12 protein-coding genes are annotated in these 15,062 nt (G+C 70.8%); 3 read left to right on the top strand and 9 right to left on the bottom strand.

Annotated elements, in window-relative coordinates; genetic code table 11:
• Positions 1–313 precede the first annotated feature (313 nt).
• Positions 314–1,906, top strand: a complete 1,593-nt coding sequence (locus ACIA5D_RS12485) for a restriction endonuclease (RefSeq protein ID WP_396029972.1) — start codon at positions 314–316, stop codon at positions 1,904–1,906.
• Here ACIA5D_RS12485 and ACIA5D_RS12480 read toward each other — a convergent pair.
• On the bottom strand, positions 1,895–2,404 hold the full coding sequence (locus ACIA5D_RS12480; protein WP_396029971.1) for a GNAT family N-acetyltransferase: 510 nt from the start codon (positions 2,402–2,404) through the stop codon (positions 1,895–1,897). The two genes, ACIA5D_RS12485 and ACIA5D_RS12480, sit on opposite strands and share 12 nt — an antisense overlap.
• A gap of 95 nt (positions 2,405–2,499) precedes the next feature.
• Between ACIA5D_RS12480 and ACIA5D_RS12475 the strand changes: the two genes are divergently transcribed.
• Positions 2,500–3,270, top strand: coding sequence for a DUF4190 domain-containing protein (locus ACIA5D_RS12475; RefSeq protein ID WP_396029970.1), 771 nt, complete (start codon positions 2,500–2,502; stop codon positions 3,268–3,270).
• Here the strand turns inward: ACIA5D_RS12475 and ACIA5D_RS12470 are convergent.
• Positions 3,256–8,445 carry an arginase family protein gene (locus ACIA5D_RS12470; protein WP_396029969.1) on the bottom strand — a complete coding sequence of 1,730 codons (5,190 nt, stop codon included), beginning with the start codon at positions 8,443–8,445 and terminating at the stop codon, positions 3,256–3,258. The two genes, ACIA5D_RS12475 and ACIA5D_RS12470, sit on opposite strands and share 15 nt — an antisense overlap.
• A gap of 130 nt (positions 8,446–8,575) precedes the next feature.
• Between ACIA5D_RS12470 and ACIA5D_RS12465 the strand changes: the two genes are divergently transcribed.
• Positions 8,576–10,222 (top strand): hypothetical protein, encoded by a 1,647-nt coding sequence (locus ACIA5D_RS12465; RefSeq protein ID WP_396029968.1) that lies wholly within the window; start codon positions 8,576–8,578, stop codon positions 10,220–10,222.
• A 6-nt stretch (positions 10,223–10,228) separates the two neighbouring features.
• On the opposite strand, the gene ACIA5D_RS12460 is transcribed toward ACIA5D_RS12465, so the two are convergent.
• The 7 genes from ACIA5D_RS12460 to ACIA5D_RS12430 form a co-directional block, all read right to left on the bottom strand.
• Entirely contained in the window at positions 10,229–10,501 is a 273-nt protein-coding gene (locus ACIA5D_RS12460; protein WP_396029967.1) for a helix-turn-helix transcriptional regulator, read from the bottom strand.
• Positions 10,502–10,566: 65 nt separating this feature from the next.
• A complete protein-coding gene (locus ACIA5D_RS12455) occupies positions 10,567–11,358 on the bottom strand; it encodes an SDR family NAD(P)-dependent oxidoreductase (protein WP_396029966.1) in 792 nt (263 codons plus the stop codon).
• Positions 11,355–11,717: a DUF2795 domain-containing protein gene (locus ACIA5D_RS12450; protein WP_396029965.1), complete on the bottom strand. Its 363-nt coding sequence runs from the start codon at positions 11,715–11,717 to the stop codon at positions 11,355–11,357. The genes ACIA5D_RS12455 and ACIA5D_RS12450 overlap by 4 nt, the downstream gene beginning before the upstream one ends.
• A 204-nt stretch (positions 11,718–11,921) precedes the next feature.
• Positions 11,922–12,590, bottom strand: a complete 669-nt coding sequence (locus ACIA5D_RS12445; protein ID WP_396029964.1) for a hypothetical protein — start codon at positions 12,588–12,590, stop codon at positions 11,922–11,924.
• 634 nt (positions 12,591–13,224) lie between these two features.
• Positions 13,225–13,530 (bottom strand): hypothetical protein, encoded by a 306-nt coding sequence (locus ACIA5D_RS12440; RefSeq protein WP_396029963.1) that lies wholly within the window; start codon positions 13,528–13,530, stop codon positions 13,225–13,227.
• Positions 13,530–14,723: a WXG100 family type VII secretion target gene (locus ACIA5D_RS12435; protein ID WP_396029962.1), complete on the bottom strand. Its 1,194-nt coding sequence runs from the start codon at positions 14,721–14,723 to the stop codon at positions 13,530–13,532. Before ACIA5D_RS12435 ends, ACIA5D_RS12440 begins: the two co-directional genes overlap by 1 nt.
• Complete coding sequence (locus ACIA5D_RS12430; RefSeq protein ID WP_396029961.1) at positions 14,720–15,034, bottom strand: type VII secretion target; 315 nt, start codon at positions 15,032–15,034, stop codon at positions 14,720–14,722. The genes ACIA5D_RS12435 and ACIA5D_RS12430 overlap by 4 nt, the downstream gene beginning before the upstream one ends.
• Between the last annotated feature and the right edge of the window lie 28 nt (positions 15,035–15,062).

The following is a 15,062-nucleotide window of genomic DNA, read 5'->3' as shown; positions in this document are numbered from 1 at the left end:
ATAACAGATCCCAGTTGCGTCATTGTTTTGCCAGACCGCCCGCCAAGGCCCTCAACTGCTGGTGTTCGCCCGATCAGAGGATTGATTCAACCGATCGGATGACCACTGCGCTGCGTAATTCTGGACCTAGATCACCGTCGAGAACATGACGGACAGTTACTGCTCGTGCTGGCGATGGAACCATGTGCGATTTCCTACCCCGCCTCGGCGACGACCATGCACGGACAGCTCCACCGGAGACGCGCCGCGTAACTGCATCCGGATACGACGGATATGGTGGCGATTGGACCCCGACGCGGAGCGAGGACGAGGCATGGGCATCATCCGGGACATGCAGCGGGCGCGCGCCACGCAGGTGGCCGCCGACCAGCGGGCGAACACCGCCGCCGCGCAGCAGCGCGATCTGATCAGGCGCAATGCCGATCACGCGATCGCCGCCGCGCAGCAGGCGGCGTCCGACATGGAGCGGCAGCGCGAGCGCCGGCGGCTGTATGTGGAGGCGCGCACGGCCGACGCAGCGGCCGCCAACGCCGAACTGCGCGCGCGGCTGAGCGATCTGGACGCGCTGCTGCTCTCCACCCTCGAGGTCGACGATCACATCGATCTCGACCAGTTCAAGAAACAGCTGACGGCGCCGCCGTTCGACCCGGGTCCGCTGGGCCGCCCACTGCCCGAGCCGAGCTGGCAGAGCTACGTGCCGCCGCAGCCGCGCGGAGTGGGCAAGTTGCTCGGGGGTCCGCTGCATCAGCAGCAGACGGCGAACGCCCGGCGCGCCTACGAGCAGGCGCGAGCCAGGTGGGTCGAGGCCGAGCAGCGGCGCAAAGGGCAGTTGCTGGCGCGCAAGAGGGCGTACGACGAGAGCAAGCGCAAGTACGAGGCGAAGATGACGGCCTACAACGCGGAGGTCGACCGGTTCGCGGCGGCGGTGGCCGACGCCGACCCGGCCTCGGTGGTCGAGTACTTCGCGATGGTGCTGGGCAACTCGGTCTACCCCGACGACTTCCCGCAGCACTTCCGCCTGGCCTACCTCCCCAAGCAGCGGCACCTCCTGATCGAGTACCACCTGCCCCCGATCGAGGTCGTGCCGATCGTGAAGGAGTACCGCTTCGACCGGCTGCGCGACGACCTGACCGCGATCCCGCGCGACGAGGGCGAGATCCGCCGCCGCTACGTGGACATCATCGCCCGGGTCACGCTGCGGACCATCCACGAGATCATCGAGGCGGACCGCGGCGGCCTCGTGCGGCAGGCGTCCTTCAACGGCATCGTCGACGCGATCGACCGGCGGACCGGCCGGTTCGTGCGCCCCTGCCTGGTGTCGGTGAAGACCGAGCGGGAGACGTTCGCCGCGATCAAGCTGCGCCGGGTCGACCCGGTCGCCTGCCTGCGGCATCTGCAGGGCGCGCTCTCCCCGGCGCCCGACGAGCTGGCCGGCGTCACCCCGAAGATCGACTTCGAGCGGGACGCCGACCGGGACTTCACCGAGGAGTTCAACGTGCTCGCCGACATCGACGAGCGGCCCAACCTGGTCACGCTCACCGACGTGGCGTGGGAGAAGCAGCTGACCGACCTGTTCGGGGTGATGGGCCTCGACATGGGCTCGGCCGAGCGCGCCGACAACGGCTCCCGCTGGCTGGCCACCGATCCGCGCCCGATCTTCGGCGGCCGGGTCGTGGTCCACGCGGGCCGCGGCGCGCCGGCCGGCGCGCCCGCCGTGCACGCCCTGGCGGGCGCGGTGACGGCGGCCGGCGCGACCAAGGGCATCCTGGTTTCGCTGGGCGGCATCGAGCCCGACGCGTACGAGGCCCTGGCCGGCCGCCCGCTCGAGCTGATCGACGGCACGGCCCTGGTGACGCTGCTGGCGAGCCACTGCCGCATCAAGGCCCGCATCGAGCTAATCCGATAGCCGCAGCGCGTAGAACAGTTTGTCCCAGCGCTGGTCGCCGACCGCGACGAAGCGCTCCAAACGTCCGTACTGACGGAAGCCGAGCGATTCGTAGAGCGCGGCGGCGCGGGTGTTGTCGCCGCGCTGGTCGAGGGTGAGCACCTCGATGCCGGCGTCGCGGGCCGCCGCGATGAGCTCGGTCATGATCTGCCGGCCGAGGCCGCGGCCCTGGTGGCCGGGGTCGACCGCGACCTTCTCGACGTCGGCGTGGGGCCGGTGGGTGGGCCGGGCGTAGCGCCGCCAGTAGCCCAGGCCGAGCAGACGCCCGTGCTCGCCGGCCACGACCAGCACCGCATCGTCGTCGGCGGCCACGCCGACGAGCAGGTCGTGGACCTCGCCGGCCGGCGGCGGATCGACCCAGCCCAGCGCGGCGCCGCCGGCGACCAGGGCCCGCAGCAGCCCGGCGGCGTCGTCGACCTCCCCGTCGGTGAGGTCGTGCGCGACCCGGCGGACCTCCATGATCGGCAGTCAACGCGGCCGCCGGCGTCGCCGTCAAGACGCCTGCGGGACAGTGCCGAGAAAGACTCGCGTATACCGTCGATACCGTGCCCGAGGTGAGCCCGCCCCCCGATCCTGGTCCCGCGCTGCCGCGGTATCCGCACCCGGCGACTGATCCCCCACCGCCCGGGTACGTGCTCGCGTATCCCGCCCCTTACGGCTACCCGGACCGGCCCGGCTATCCCCCGCCGCCCCCGCCCGACCCCGAGGAGGGCTGGAACGGTTTCGCCATCGCCGCGCTGGTCGCCGGCATTCTCGGCGGCGTCATGTTCAGCCTCGCCTTCGGCATCACCGCGCTCATCCAGCTCCGCCGCAGCGGGCAGCGCGGCCGCGGCCTGGCCATCGCCGGTCTGGCCTGCTCCGGCGTCTGGGTGCTGACGGTCGTCGTGCTGATCGTCAGCCTCATGGTGAGCGGAATCCGCTCCGACGTCACGGCCGGCAGCAGTTCCGACCGCGGCGGCGTCAGCGCCAGTAGCACCCGCGGCAGCGACCCGGCGGCCATCACCGCGACGGGCTACGCGCCCGGCGACTGCCTGGACGACGTCGACGACTACGACACCATGCGGAAGGTGAACTGCACGGTCGGGCACGACGGCGAGGTCTTCGCCGTCTTCAACCTGCCCAACCGGCCGTGGCCGGGCGAGTCCGAGGTCAGCGACGAAGCCGACGAGCGCTGCGGCAACTATCTCGACAGCTACGTCGAGCAGCCGTACGCCTTCGAGTACTTCTCGTACTACCCGAGCGAGGACCTCTGGCCGGGTGATCGCAGCGTCATCTGCATCGCCTACGACCAGGAGGGCCAGCTCTTCGGCTCAATCCACCACTGAGAACAGCGCGGGCACGAGTTTCGCCAGGACCGCCCGGTCGGCCGGGCGGTCCGGCTCGTACTCGGTGATCCCGATCCCCGCGAGCGGGAAGCGCGAGGTCAGCGACTGCACGGCCGCGACCAGCTGCTCCGGCGTGATCCCCTCCGGCTCGGGCGTGCCCACCGACGCGAACGTCTCGGGATCGAGCACGTCCAGGTCGATGTGGATGTAGAGGGCCCGGGCGGCCAGCCCGTCGACGACTGCGGCCAGCGACCCGATCGCGGCCGGCTCGACGTGCGCGATCCCGGCCTCCTCCACGTACTCCTTCTCGGCCGGGTCGAGCGCCCGCACGCCCGCGAGCACCACCTGCGACGCCCGAAGCGGACGCAATGGTGAAATTTCGGGATATCCGCTCCCGAGCAGAGTCCGCAGAACCATCCCATGGAAGGCCCCGGACGGCGACGAATCCGGCGTGTTCAGGTCGCCGTGCGCGTCGAACCAGACGACCACCAGCCCGTCACCATGAGCGGCCAGCGCCGCCTCGATCGGCCCGACCTCGACTCCGCAGTCCCCACCGACGATCACGTCCGGCCGGTCGGCCAGGGCGGAGCGCACAGCCGCGAGGTGGGATGCCAACAGCGAAACCGAAGGCGACTCGTCCGAAATGGACACCCGGACCCGCTTGTCGGCGGGAACCATCGAGGCGAGCGAGGCGGCCCCGGCCACGAGCCGGCGAGCGGTAGGCGACCCGGACCCCTGCCACTGCCCGATCTCCAGCACCGACCGCCGGGGCGCCGGCACGATCGCGAGCTCCTCGATGCGCTGCCACACCGGCCACATCGCGACCTCGGGCTCCCGCGCGAAAATGCTCCCCCGGATCCGGACGAAGACACAATTGCCCACGCGCTCGAGCACGGCCTGCCGGCGCATGTCGCTCTCCCACTGCTCCGGCCCGTGGTAGGTGTCGCCGTCGCACTCGATCGCGAGCCGCCGCCCGTCCGGCGCGTTCAGCACGAAATCGATCCGGTAGGCCCCGATCCGGAACTGCGGAATCGGCCGGAAACCCTTCGCGACCAGCCGCTTGAACACGTCCCTCTCGAAGTCGCTCTCGCAGAGCGCCAGATCGGCCGGGCTTTCAAGATCAAAGACATTGTTCGCGTACGTCAGCAGCAGAGCCCTCGCGTCATCGGCGAGGAGCGACCCGGCCCGCACCGAGTGGAAGATCCAGAGCTGGTCGCGGGCCCGGGACGCGGCCACATTGATCCGCCGGTGGTACTCCCGCTTGGTGAACGCCGCGACCCGCGGATCGTTGTCCGAGACCACCATCGACACCAGCACGACGTCCCGCTCGTCCCCCTGGAACGTGTACGCGTCGCCCACCCGCAGCCGCCGCGCCTGGATCTCGTCCTCGCCGATCTCCGCCCGCAGCAAACCCAATAGATAGACAGCCTGCCCGCTGGTGCTCAGCAGCGAGATCACCCCGAGCGTCCTGCCGTCGTACTCCGGGTCCTTCACGATCGCGGCGACCTGCCGGACGAGGGCATCGGCCTCGGCGGTGTTGACGTCGCCGAATCCGGCCAGCGGTTGCCGGACGCCGTCGGGCAGGAACACAGTCTTGATAGGCGCGAGCGCCGGCCGGTCCGCCCGCAGCGGCATGATCTTGCTGTCGTAGTAGTGCCGCGACGAGAACTCGATGATCTGCGGCACGCAGCGGAAGTGCTCGGTCAGCAGGATCCGCTCGGGCGACCGGCGCACCGCGTGGTCGTAGAGCGACGATTCCGGGTCGAAGTGCTCGGCCGACGGCACGTCCCCGAGATGGCTGTGGATCAGCCCCGACACCGAGCCCACGAACCCGAGTTGCGGCCCGATCTGCTGGTCGTCGCCGACCACCACGGCCCGCTCGGCGAGCGACAGCACCGGCAGCGCGAACAGATCGGCCTGCGACGCCTCGTCCACGATCACCACGTCGAAGTGGGCGCCGCCGGCGAACTGCTCGATCGCCCGGTCGACCGACATGACCCAGACCGGCACCGCCTCGACGGCCGACTCCATGTGCCGCTGCGCGTGCGCCTGCCAGGCCGCCGCCGTGCGCCCGGTGCCCTTGCCGATCTTGCGAAGGGCGGTGGTCCAGTCGGCGAGCGCGGCCTTGCGCCGGTCGTCGAGGCTGCGCGCCACCTCGAGCCAGGCGCTCGCCACCACGAGATCGGCCGTCCGGCGGCGGATCTTCTCGCGGGCGTTCTCGACGCGTTTGGCCAGCACCGCCGGGTCGACGCTGCCGATCACCTCGTCGAACCAGGTCTGCGCGCTGCGCCAGGCCCACGCGTCGAGGCAGGCCGGGCCGGAGACCGCGGGCACCTGGCCGGCCTCGATCATCGCCGCCCATTCCGGGGCTTCCCGGGCGAGGCGGTTGCGCAGCTCGACGTACCTCTCGACCCGCGGACGCAGCGCCTGCAGACGACGGACCTCGGCCACCGCGGAGTCCCAGCCCTCCAGCGTCGACCAGGCCTCGCCCAAGGACGGCCAGGGCCTCAGCCGCTCGGCGATCTCGCGCTCGGCCGTCCGCAGAACATCCAGCTCGAGGACCGCCGGGGCCTCGTCCAGCAGGGCCTCGACCTCGGCCAGCGCCGCAGGATCAAGATCAAGATCATGCTGCGGTACGAGCACAGCCAGGCGCTCGGCGAGAGCCGGCCAATAGCGTACGTCCCAATCGAGAGACTGACCCGCGTCGGACAGCAACGTGCCCGCCCAGATCTCCGGATCGCCGGTAGGCGTCTCGATCGCCAGGCGGTCGATCCACTCCTGCCAGTGACCACCCAGCCGCCTGCGGGCCTGGATCCGGCGCACCCAGGCCGCCACGACGTCGACGTCCTCGGTGGCGCGCAGCGGCTCGCCGTCGACCCGCACGTCATCGGCCAGCTTGAACAGCCCCGCCTGCAGCAGCCGGCTCAGCCCCCGGCCGGATGCGAATCGCTGATGAATCTCGGCGAGCTGGGCGAGCAGGCGTTTCGGCTCCTTCGCGTACGCCTCCGGCACCGTCACCCGATGACCGGCCAGCTCCCGGGTCAGCGTGGCCATCTCGGCCAGCAGCGCGTCGGTCGCGGCCACGTGATCGGCCCAGACGGCGCGCCAGTGCGGGTCGTTGAGCAGCCGTCCGAGCCGGTCGGTCCAGGCGCCTTCCCGGCGACGCAGCCAGGTCAGCGCGTCCCGAAGATCTTTGCGCACCGCGGCCAGATCGTCGTGCTCCGCGGGCCGGCCGGCTGCGCGTACGGAATCGAGGTCTAGACCTTGGGACGCCAGGCGCGACACAAGCTCTTCGAGTTTGGACCGCTCGGCCCGGGTGTTCGCCCCCTCGGCGGCGTCCGGGAGATCGCTGGTCTCGGGCAGCCGGCGCAGCGCCGCCACCCGGTCGTCGGGCGCCAGGCTGTGCGCGAACTCGAGCAGCGCGCCGAACTCCTCGGAGGTCAGCGGCGGCGCCGACGACACCGGATCCGGGATGCCGCTCTGCGTGCCGGCGCGTTCCCGCAGCCAGGCGCCCACCTCGACGGGCGTCTGCGGCACGCCGTCGATCGGGTAGGTGACCGCTTCGCTCTCGGCGATCGCCCGCAGTCCGCCCAGGGCCGTCGCCAGCTCGCGCTCGGCCTCCTCGAGCAGGATCGTCAGCCGCTCCACCCGGCGCGCCTCGGCCTCCTTGTCCAGGGTGGCGGCGCGGTCGGCCAGCTCGCGGGCCGCCAGCTGAAGCTGGACCAGCTGGTCGGTGGTGCGGCCCAGCACCGCGAGGCACAGCGCACGGATCCCCTCGGGCAGGCCGTCACGCAGCACCCGCAGCGGATCTTCCTTCTGCGCGACCACCAGGACCCGCTTGCCGTTCGCCATGAGATGGCAGATCAGGTTGCGGATCGTGTGGGTCTTGCCGGTGCCGGGCGGCCCCTGCACGGCGACGTTGCGATGTTGCGCGAGACGGCGGGCGATCGATTCCTGCGCCTCGTTGGTCGGCAGCGGCATGAGCAGGCGATCCCCGACCCGCCGCCATTCTTCCGGGTGGTCGTCGGGCATGCGCAGCTTCGACGGCTCGTGCGCGACGATCGCCGCCAGCGCGCCGACGCTGGTGGTGTCGCCGGCCAGGAGGCGGTCGCGCAGGCTCTCGAGAAAGCCCCGGAGGAGGCGCTGCTTCGGCCGGGCGAAGAGGACGCCGATGTCCTCGATGTGCGGCTTCGTGGTCTCGGTCGTGCCGTCGGTGATCAGCCGGTCGTAGCCGAGGCGGCCCAGCGCCCGCTCGAACAGCTCGCGGCGGTCGAGGTCGTTGCCAAGGTCGACCTCGAGGGTGCCGGCCGGGCCGGCGAGGGCGAGGAGCTGCGCGAGGTAGCGCTCGTCGAGGCCGGTGAGTGCGTCGGTCTGCAGCCGGCTCGGCCCGGCCGGCGAGACGGTGACCAGGGAATTGTCCGGTTCGTACTCGATCAGGACCGGGGTGGCGACCAGGGGGTAGCGGACGCGCTCGCCGTTGATGGTGGTGTGGAGCAGGCCGTGGCCCCAGACCAGCTCGGTGGTGGCGGCGGACATGTCGAGCTGGTGCATGAGGTCGAAGAGCTGCCGGTGCAGCACGCGGGTCTTCTCGGCCTCGGCGGTGGCGTGCGCCCAGGGCCGCCAGGCCCGATCCCGCCAGTCCGCGAAGTCATCCCCCGCGGCGGCCTGGTCTCGGCCGGCCGTCGCCTCCTCGCCCGTCTTCCCCTCTTCGACCGCTTTGTCGTCTTCGCCGTCGCCCTCTTTGCCCTCGCGCGCCCTCTCCTCTTCGCCCTCGCGGGCCTTGTCCCTGTCGTCCTCGCGCGCCTTGTCCCTGTCGCCCTCGGGCGCCTTCTCCCTGTCGCCGCCGCGCGCCTTCTCCCTGTCGCCGCCGCGTGCCGGTGTGTCGGGGGTGGGCTCGGCAGATGCGGTGATGTCGCCGCGCAGGCGGCGGCGAAGGGCGGCCGGGACGGCGACCGGTGGCGGCAGCTCGGGGAGACCGACCCGCAGCCACGAGGTGCCGTCGGCGGCCGGACCGGTCTGGCAGGCCGGATGATCAGGCAGCTCGTCGAGCCGGTGAGCGTCGGCCGGGATCGTGCGGGAGGGACGCTCCATCTGGGCCCGCACGGCGAGCAGATAGTCGGCGACCGCGACGGCCCGATCCCGGATCGTCGTGGGCGACTCCAACTGCTCGGACATCCTCCCGATTCTAGGGCGCGCTGTCCTCCGCCGCCGTCGGCGCGACCGGAGGCCATGCTGCGCCCGGGCCGTAACCTGAAGGCCCGGCCGCCCCGATAGGGTGTCGACGCTGATCTTGGACGAGAGCGGGATGACGTTGACCGAGAACCCCGGCACCTCCGACGACGACCGCCGTCCGCCGCCCGGTGAACACCCCGACCCGGCCGACCGGCCCCCAGCCGACCCATACGCGCAGCCGCCCGCTGACCCATACGCGCCGCCACCAGCCGACCCATACGCGGCGCCGCCGGCCGATCCTTTCGCCCGGCCACCGGCTGACCCGCTCGCGCAGCCGTCGGCCGAGCCTCCCGCGCGGCCACCGGCCGACCCCTTCGCGCACCCGCCGGCCGACCCGTTCGCGCACCCGCCGGCCGACCCGTTCGCCCAGCCGGCGCCGGGCGGCGATCCGTACCCGCCGCCGCCCGCCGACCCGTTCGGTCAGCCGCCGGTAGCCGGGGGCGGTCCCCTGCCGCCGGCCAGCGATCCGTTCGCGCCTTCCGGCCCGCCCACAGCGCCGCCACCCGCACACGGCGGCCCACCATCGCCCTTCGGGCAATCGCAGCCGTTGCCCGGACAAGGCGTCCCACCGCCCGCCTACGGCCCGCCTTCGTACGGCCCGCCGGGCTACGGGCCGCCTTCCCAAGGCCAGCCTCCCTACGGGCAGCCGGGTTACGGGCAGCCGGGTTACGGACAACCGGGTTACGGGCAGCCCGGCGGCGGCCAGCCGAACTACGGACAACCCGGCTACGGGCAGCCCGGCGGCGGCCAGCCGAACTACGGACAACCTGGCTACGGGCAACCCGGCTACGGGCAACCCGGCTACGGCCAGCCGGGTGGCGGTCCCCCGCCGGGCTACGGGCCACCGCCCGGCTACCCACCTGCCTACGGACAGCCCGACATGCCATACGGCACGCCGATGGCGCTGCCGCCCGAGTACTATGCCGGCCCCGACGACGCCCTGGTCAGCCGCGACTTCGCCGGCTGGTGGTCGCGCAGCTTCCGCCTGCTGCGCCTGGCCTGGCGCCCGATGCTCCTCATCCAGCTGATCGCCGTGCTCCCCTTGGCGATCCTGCTGTCCTGGCTGGACTTCGCCAGCGGCGACCAGCTCCGCCGGGCCGGCACCTCGGCCCTCACGCTGGACGAGCTCGTCGACCTCCTCCTGCCGTTCCTCGCGTTCATCGTGATCGTCGGCCTGCTCAGCCTCACCGTGAACCTGGCGACGCAGCGCATCCTCGTGCAGACCGCGACCGTTCGCCCGGCCTCGATCAGCACCGCCCTGCTGGACGGCCTGCGCCGGACGCCGGCCCTGCTCGGCTGGAGCATTCTGGCCGGCCTGATGATCCTGGTGGGCCTGGTCTTCTGCATCGTCCCCGGGATCTACCTCGCGGCCGTCTTCTCGATCCTGCCCGTGGTGGTCCTCCTCGAGCGGGGCAACGCGATCGGCCGCGTGTTCCAGCTGTTCCACGCCGGCTTCGGCGCCGCCGTGGGCCGGATCGCGACGTTCCTGGGCCTGACGGTCGCCTTCTTCCTGGTCGAGAGCGTGTTCACCAACGCACTGTTCCCCGGCGCGTCTTCCGGCGACATCTCCACCGCCGGCGCGGTCGCCTCCGAGCTGGTCTCCGCCGTCTTCTCGGTGGCGAGCAGCGTCGTTCTGGCCCCGATGCTGCTCACGGCGTACGCCGACATGCGCGCCCGCCACGAGCCCTTCTCGACCGCATACCTGGTCTCGACCGAGTAGGCCGCCCTAACCGCCCGGCGTCCCGACCAGCTCGGGCGTCGGCTCGTCGACCAGCTCGTGGATGGCTTCGGCTTCCGGCACGGCCGCCCCGCGCGGCCGGCGACGGTCGGCGAGCCATTTCTCGATGTCGTCGATCGACCAGATCTTGCCCTGGGCGAGGATCGCGACGGGTTTCGGGAAGTCCGGGCGGGCGGCGAGCTGGTAGACCCGCTGCCGGCTGACCCCGAGCAGATCGCGAACCTCATGCGCGCCGGCGAGACGCATAGCCTTCCATTCCATGCACACGACAATAGTCGTACGACTACCACCGCACACGGCCCCCGACGTGCCAACTCGCCGGAATCTCAGGCCTCTTCCGGGTCACGGCCGACCGCCGATCGTCCACCGTCGACCGGGATGGTCGCGCCGTTCACGAACGCCGCCTGCTCGGAGAGGAGAAAGGCCACCACGTCCGCGACCTCGCCCGGCATGCCCATCCGGCCGAGCGGCTGCAACAGGCGGATCTCACGGTCGAATCTCTCCCGCTCCTCGCCGCCGAGGGCCGCGACGTAGGCATCCGACCTCTCGGTGGCGATCGATCCCAGGGCAACGGCATTGACACGTACGCGAAAAGGCCCGTAATCGACCGCAAGCGCCCGTGTCACGCCCTCGATGGCGGCCTTCGCCGTCGCGTACGCGAAAGCGCCTCGAACCGCCCGCTGAGCCTGATGCGACGAGACGTTGACGATGGCCCCGCCATCGTCAGTCGGTCCGCGCTCTCCCACTCCCAAGAAATGCTTGATCGCCGCGGCGCAACCCACCACCACGGGGTCGAGGTTGAGCCCGACCAGCCCGAGCACCTCGCGCGCCGGCGCCTCGTGCAGCCAGGCGTCCCGGAAGATCGCCGCGTTGTTGACCCACCCACGCAACGGCGCGACGGCCGCCGCCTCGCCGGCCGCCCGCGCCGCAACCGCCTCGTCCGAGGCGTCGCCGATAACCGGCAGCAGCCGCCCGGCGGCCGGATGGTCGTCGATCCAGCTCAGCGCCCCCGGATCGCGCTCGACGATCGCCACGACGTCGTCGGCGCCCGCGAGCCGCTCGACGATCGCCCGTCCGACGCCGCGGCCACCCCCGGTCACCACATACGAAGCCGTCACTCCGCTCGGCGCCCGAGCGCCGCCCACACCTCCGCGACGTTCGAGAACGTCCGGCCTTCGGGCAGCCGGGCGAGGTCGTCGAGGATGTCGTCGGGCGCCTGCAGGTCCTGGGCGCTGCGCCGCAGCGCATCCCGGTCACCCGGCAGCGCCGACAGTCCGATGTATCGCCCGAACCGGCTGAACCGCTCGGATTCGTCGGCGTCGAGCAGCTCGGTGGTCTCGGGTTGGTCCTCGCCCGACGGCTCGGCGATCTCCCACTCCTCGGAGCGGCCACCCGGGTTGCCCTGGACCTCGCCGCGAACCTCTTCGCTCATCTGGTCGTCGACACGGGCGCCGTGTTTGCTGCTACCTCGTTCCATGACCGTTGCCTTCCCCGCGAGCCGGCGACCAAACGCTTCTCCGCACGTGAGGCGCCACGCCGCCACGCCGCGGATCACGGGCCAGGGCCTGTCCTGCCGATCACGCGGGAGCGAGGTGAGGTCGCAAGCCCTCGCGATCGGCAGGACAGGCCCTGGATGCGGCGATGCTCGGTGGCGGCCCTGGTCGGGGGCCGAAACGTGGGATCAGGGGAATTGCATGCGGCGGGGACGCGGAATCACCGGTGGTGGCAACGGCAGGTCGTCGAGGTGGCTCCAGTTGAGGTGCCCGTTGTCGCTGGATTTGATCTCGCCGAGGCACGCCCGCAGCAGTCCCAGGTGAGCGTCGCCGGCAAACCCGGCGATGACAACCTCGGGCTTCGGCTCGATCTTCGCGATCGCCGCACAGATCTTGGCGACCTCACGCTCGTCGATGGCGTCCAGCGGGAGCGGCGTCTCGGCCTGCGACCGCCGCCAGGGCGGTCCGTAGCGGCGCAGCAGCTCCCGGGCGAGCCGGCCGAACGAGCGCCCGACCTCGGCGTCACGCATGGACGTCTGGGCGGATTGCCCGTAGCACCACGGCACCACCACGTGCCCGTTGATCACGACGAGTTGGTAGACGGACTTGGGAACGCTGATGATCTCGGCGCCGGGGAGCGATCCGAGGAAGAGCACGAGCTCCTCGTAGGGAAGCGGCCATCGCGGATTCGCGAGCACTCGTTCCTGTGTCTGCGTCATAGCGGGGTGGGCGTTGACCTCACGGTCGATCGCGGTGCTCAACGCCTCGGGAACCCGGGTCCACAGTTCGCCGGCAACCTTGTCGCCGAACTGCTCGACCACCCACTCGCTCGGACCGACCAGAACGTCTGGGCGCATTCGTTACCACCACCGTCCGTGTCGCGGGCGTTACTGCTGGCTTAGAAGAGTTCCACTTCCGGTGATCGACTGGAAGGGTTCGCTTCCCACATCGCAGAAACGCTCATGAATGAAATACCGCGAGACGATCAAAACTCAGCCACGACGACGGAGCAGCAGGTCGAGACGCTGCGAAACATGCAACTTGCACGGCGAACCGCACGTGCAAGTTGCATGCCAGCCTCGCTTTTCAACCCGCCTCCACAGTGAATCACCGCGATATTTCATCGCGGTGACCACCATGCAAACATCCACTCACAGTGATGGCATGCGCCCTCACCAGCGCTTGCGGTTCCACCGCTCGCCGGCGCCCGGCTCCGGGAGATCCACATTGGCCGGACCGCCCCGAATCTCGTCCTGAATCCCCGCCGGGCCACCATCAAGCCCTCACCGCACCAGCTGTCAGATATCCGTCAGAAGCCGAACTAGCGGGGCGACATCATGGCATTTGCCGCTTAAGCCGGTTTCCTCATATCCCCCAGAACCCCCAAAACCGTCGCCGCGAACACCTGACAAAGCCGCAAGATCCCCAACCAAATACTGAGAACCCCACGCCTACGGCAAAGATCCACGACACCTTACGAACGAGTCGCTGTCAGAGGCCGGCGGCCAGGTCCCGGAGGTGGCCGAGGGCAGCCTCCCGACCGGCCATGTCCGCGCCGAAAGCCGTGTCCGCGGCTTCCACCACCTCGTCACGCAACAGCGCTCGCATCTCCCGCTCGGGGTCCGGACCGAAGTCTCCGAGGCCAAGCCACCCCAGGTTCTCGTCGACGATCTCCTGGAGCGATGCCCGGAGCTCGGGCTCCACCACACGCCCGGCAAGAAACTCGACCGTCCAGTCGAAGAGCCAGCCCGCAACCGACCAGCGCTTCTCGGGACTCAAGCTGATGGTTCCGGCCATCACTCTCCTAGGAGAAACACTTTCGAACCCCACTGATGGGCGTCGACGAAGTCGCGGACGAGTTGCTTCTGCTCGGGCGTGAACCCCGCGACATACACCGGGACCCGGTCGGCCTTCTCAACATGATCCAAGATGCGTGTCTGCAGATTCGGCCATTCGCGATCGAAGAACCTAGAGTCGAAGTTCCCGACCGCATCGTAGGTGTAGCCGTCCGAGCCGACCCAGTCGACGTCGCCGTTCGTTGCCCGCTCCAGCTCGATTCCCAGCTCCTCCTCGAGGCGAGCGGCGATCTCCTCCTCGCGCGGCCGGTGTCTGCCCGTGGCTGGATCGAATCCCAGGGCGTGGCGACGCTCGGCTTCAGCCTCCGGGTCCTGGTCCTTCGGCGGCGTGCTCTTCTTGCCCGAGCCGGCGCCGTCCCCACCGCCGCCCGAAGGCGCCTCGGAATGCCAGCGCTTGAGCGCCTCGATCAGCCGGCCGAGCCAGTCGCCCTCGGTGAGAAGCTTGCGGATGCTCGCGATCAGATCCCGCAACCAACTAGCGATCTTCGCGCCCCACGAGGCGCACAGCGTCGTCGCCTGCTCGACGACCAACGGCCCCGCCGCGCCCAACGTCGCGATCAGCTGGCCGGCGTAGACGATCAGTCTCGACACCACCGTCGCGACCGCGTCGCGGACCATCAGGCGGACCGTTCCGATCAGGACGCCGGCGCCCTCGGTCATCAGGGCCATCGTGTCCGCTGCCTGGGACAACGCCCGCAACGACTGCTCGCGGTCGCTCGCCCACCCGCGATAGGCCTCGCCCGCCGAGCCGATCCAGTCCGTCGTGTCCCAGCGGACCGCCCGCGCCAAGCCGTCGGCGTCCGTGGTCAGGGCCGCGGCGGCATTGCGCCAGGTCTGGGCGTGGGCGGCGATCTGCGCCGGGTCGCCGGCCAGCCAGTCCAGCGCCTCGGAGAGCGGCTTCACATGCTCGATCAGCCACGCGATGCCGTACTGCAGCAGCGCGCCCACCGGATCGGACACCAGGGCCAGCCCGTCCAGGCCGGCGCCGGCCACGCCGAGCGTGCCCGACACCCAGTCGCCGTTCTTGACGCCGGTGGCGATCTGCTCGATGTCCTCGGCGATCCAGACCCCGGCCCACGGGCGCGGCGAATCGGCGACGGCGGGCGCCACCAGCGGATTCGCCGCGACGGTCACTCGCCCGACCGGATCGCGGCGAACACCTCGGCTCGCCGTTGATCGGTGGCCGCATAGCTCTGCGCGGTGGTGCGCAGCCGCGTCGATGTCTCGCGCAGCGATTCCGCCGCCGAGTCGATGCCGCCGACCAGGACGTCCTGCAACGCACCGAGCATCATCGGGACCATCACACACAATTTTCCGTACGCGTCGGGGCCCGGCCGGACCGCACGACCGGCCTGCGCGGCGGTCGTGACCTGGTCGCCGATGGCCGAGACGGTCGCGGCATGCGTGATCAGGTCGGGGTGGCGCACCGACACCTGCTCGAACATCGCGGACTCACCTCTATCCACAGTAATC

It is taken from the genome of Actinoplanes sp. NPDC051513 (genome assembly GCF_044454685.1).
Lineage (GTDB): Bacteria > Actinomycetota > Actinomycetes > Mycobacteriales > Micromonosporaceae > Actinoplanes.
The sequence above is the reverse complement of the archived record's forward strand: the minus strand, read 5'-3'. Positions and strand labels throughout refer to the sequence as shown.

Excerpts from the sequence above, each read along its gene's own strand:
- ACIA5D_RS12445 (WP_396029964.1), bottom strand. The coding sequence starts at position 12,590 with ATGCGCCCAGACGTTCTGGTCGGTCCGAGCGAGTGGGTGGTCGAGCAG.
- ACIA5D_RS12440 (WP_396029963.1), bottom strand. The coding sequence starts at position 13,530 with ATGGCCGGAACCATCAGCTTGAGTCCCGAGAAGCGCTGGTCGGTTGCG.
- ACIA5D_RS12480 (WP_396029971.1), bottom strand. The coding sequence starts at position 2,404 with ATGGAGGTCCGCCGGGTCGCGCACGACCTCACCGACGGGGAGGTCGAC.
- ACIA5D_RS12430 (WP_396029961.1), bottom strand. The coding sequence starts at position 15,034 with ATGTTCGAGCAGGTGTCGGTGCGCCACCCCGACCTGATCACGCATGCC.
- ACIA5D_RS12465 (WP_396029968.1), top strand. The coding sequence starts at position 8,576 with ATGACGTTGACCGAGAACCCCGGCACCTCCGACGACGACCGCCGTCCG.
- ACIA5D_RS12485 (WP_396029972.1), top strand. The coding sequence starts at position 314 with ATGGGCATCATCCGGGACATGCAGCGGGCGCGCGCCACGCAGGTGGCC.
- ACIA5D_RS12450 (WP_396029965.1), bottom strand. The coding sequence starts at position 11,717 with ATGGAACGAGGTAGCAGCAAACACGGCGCCCGTGTCGACGACCAGATG.
- ACIA5D_RS12460 (WP_396029967.1), bottom strand. The coding sequence starts at position 10,501 with ATGGAATGGAAGGCTATGCGTCTCGCCGGCGCGCATGAGGTTCGCGAT.
- ACIA5D_RS12470 (WP_396029969.1), bottom strand. The coding sequence starts at position 8,445 with ATGTCCGAGCAGTTGGAGTCGCCCACGACGATCCGGGATCGGGCCGTC.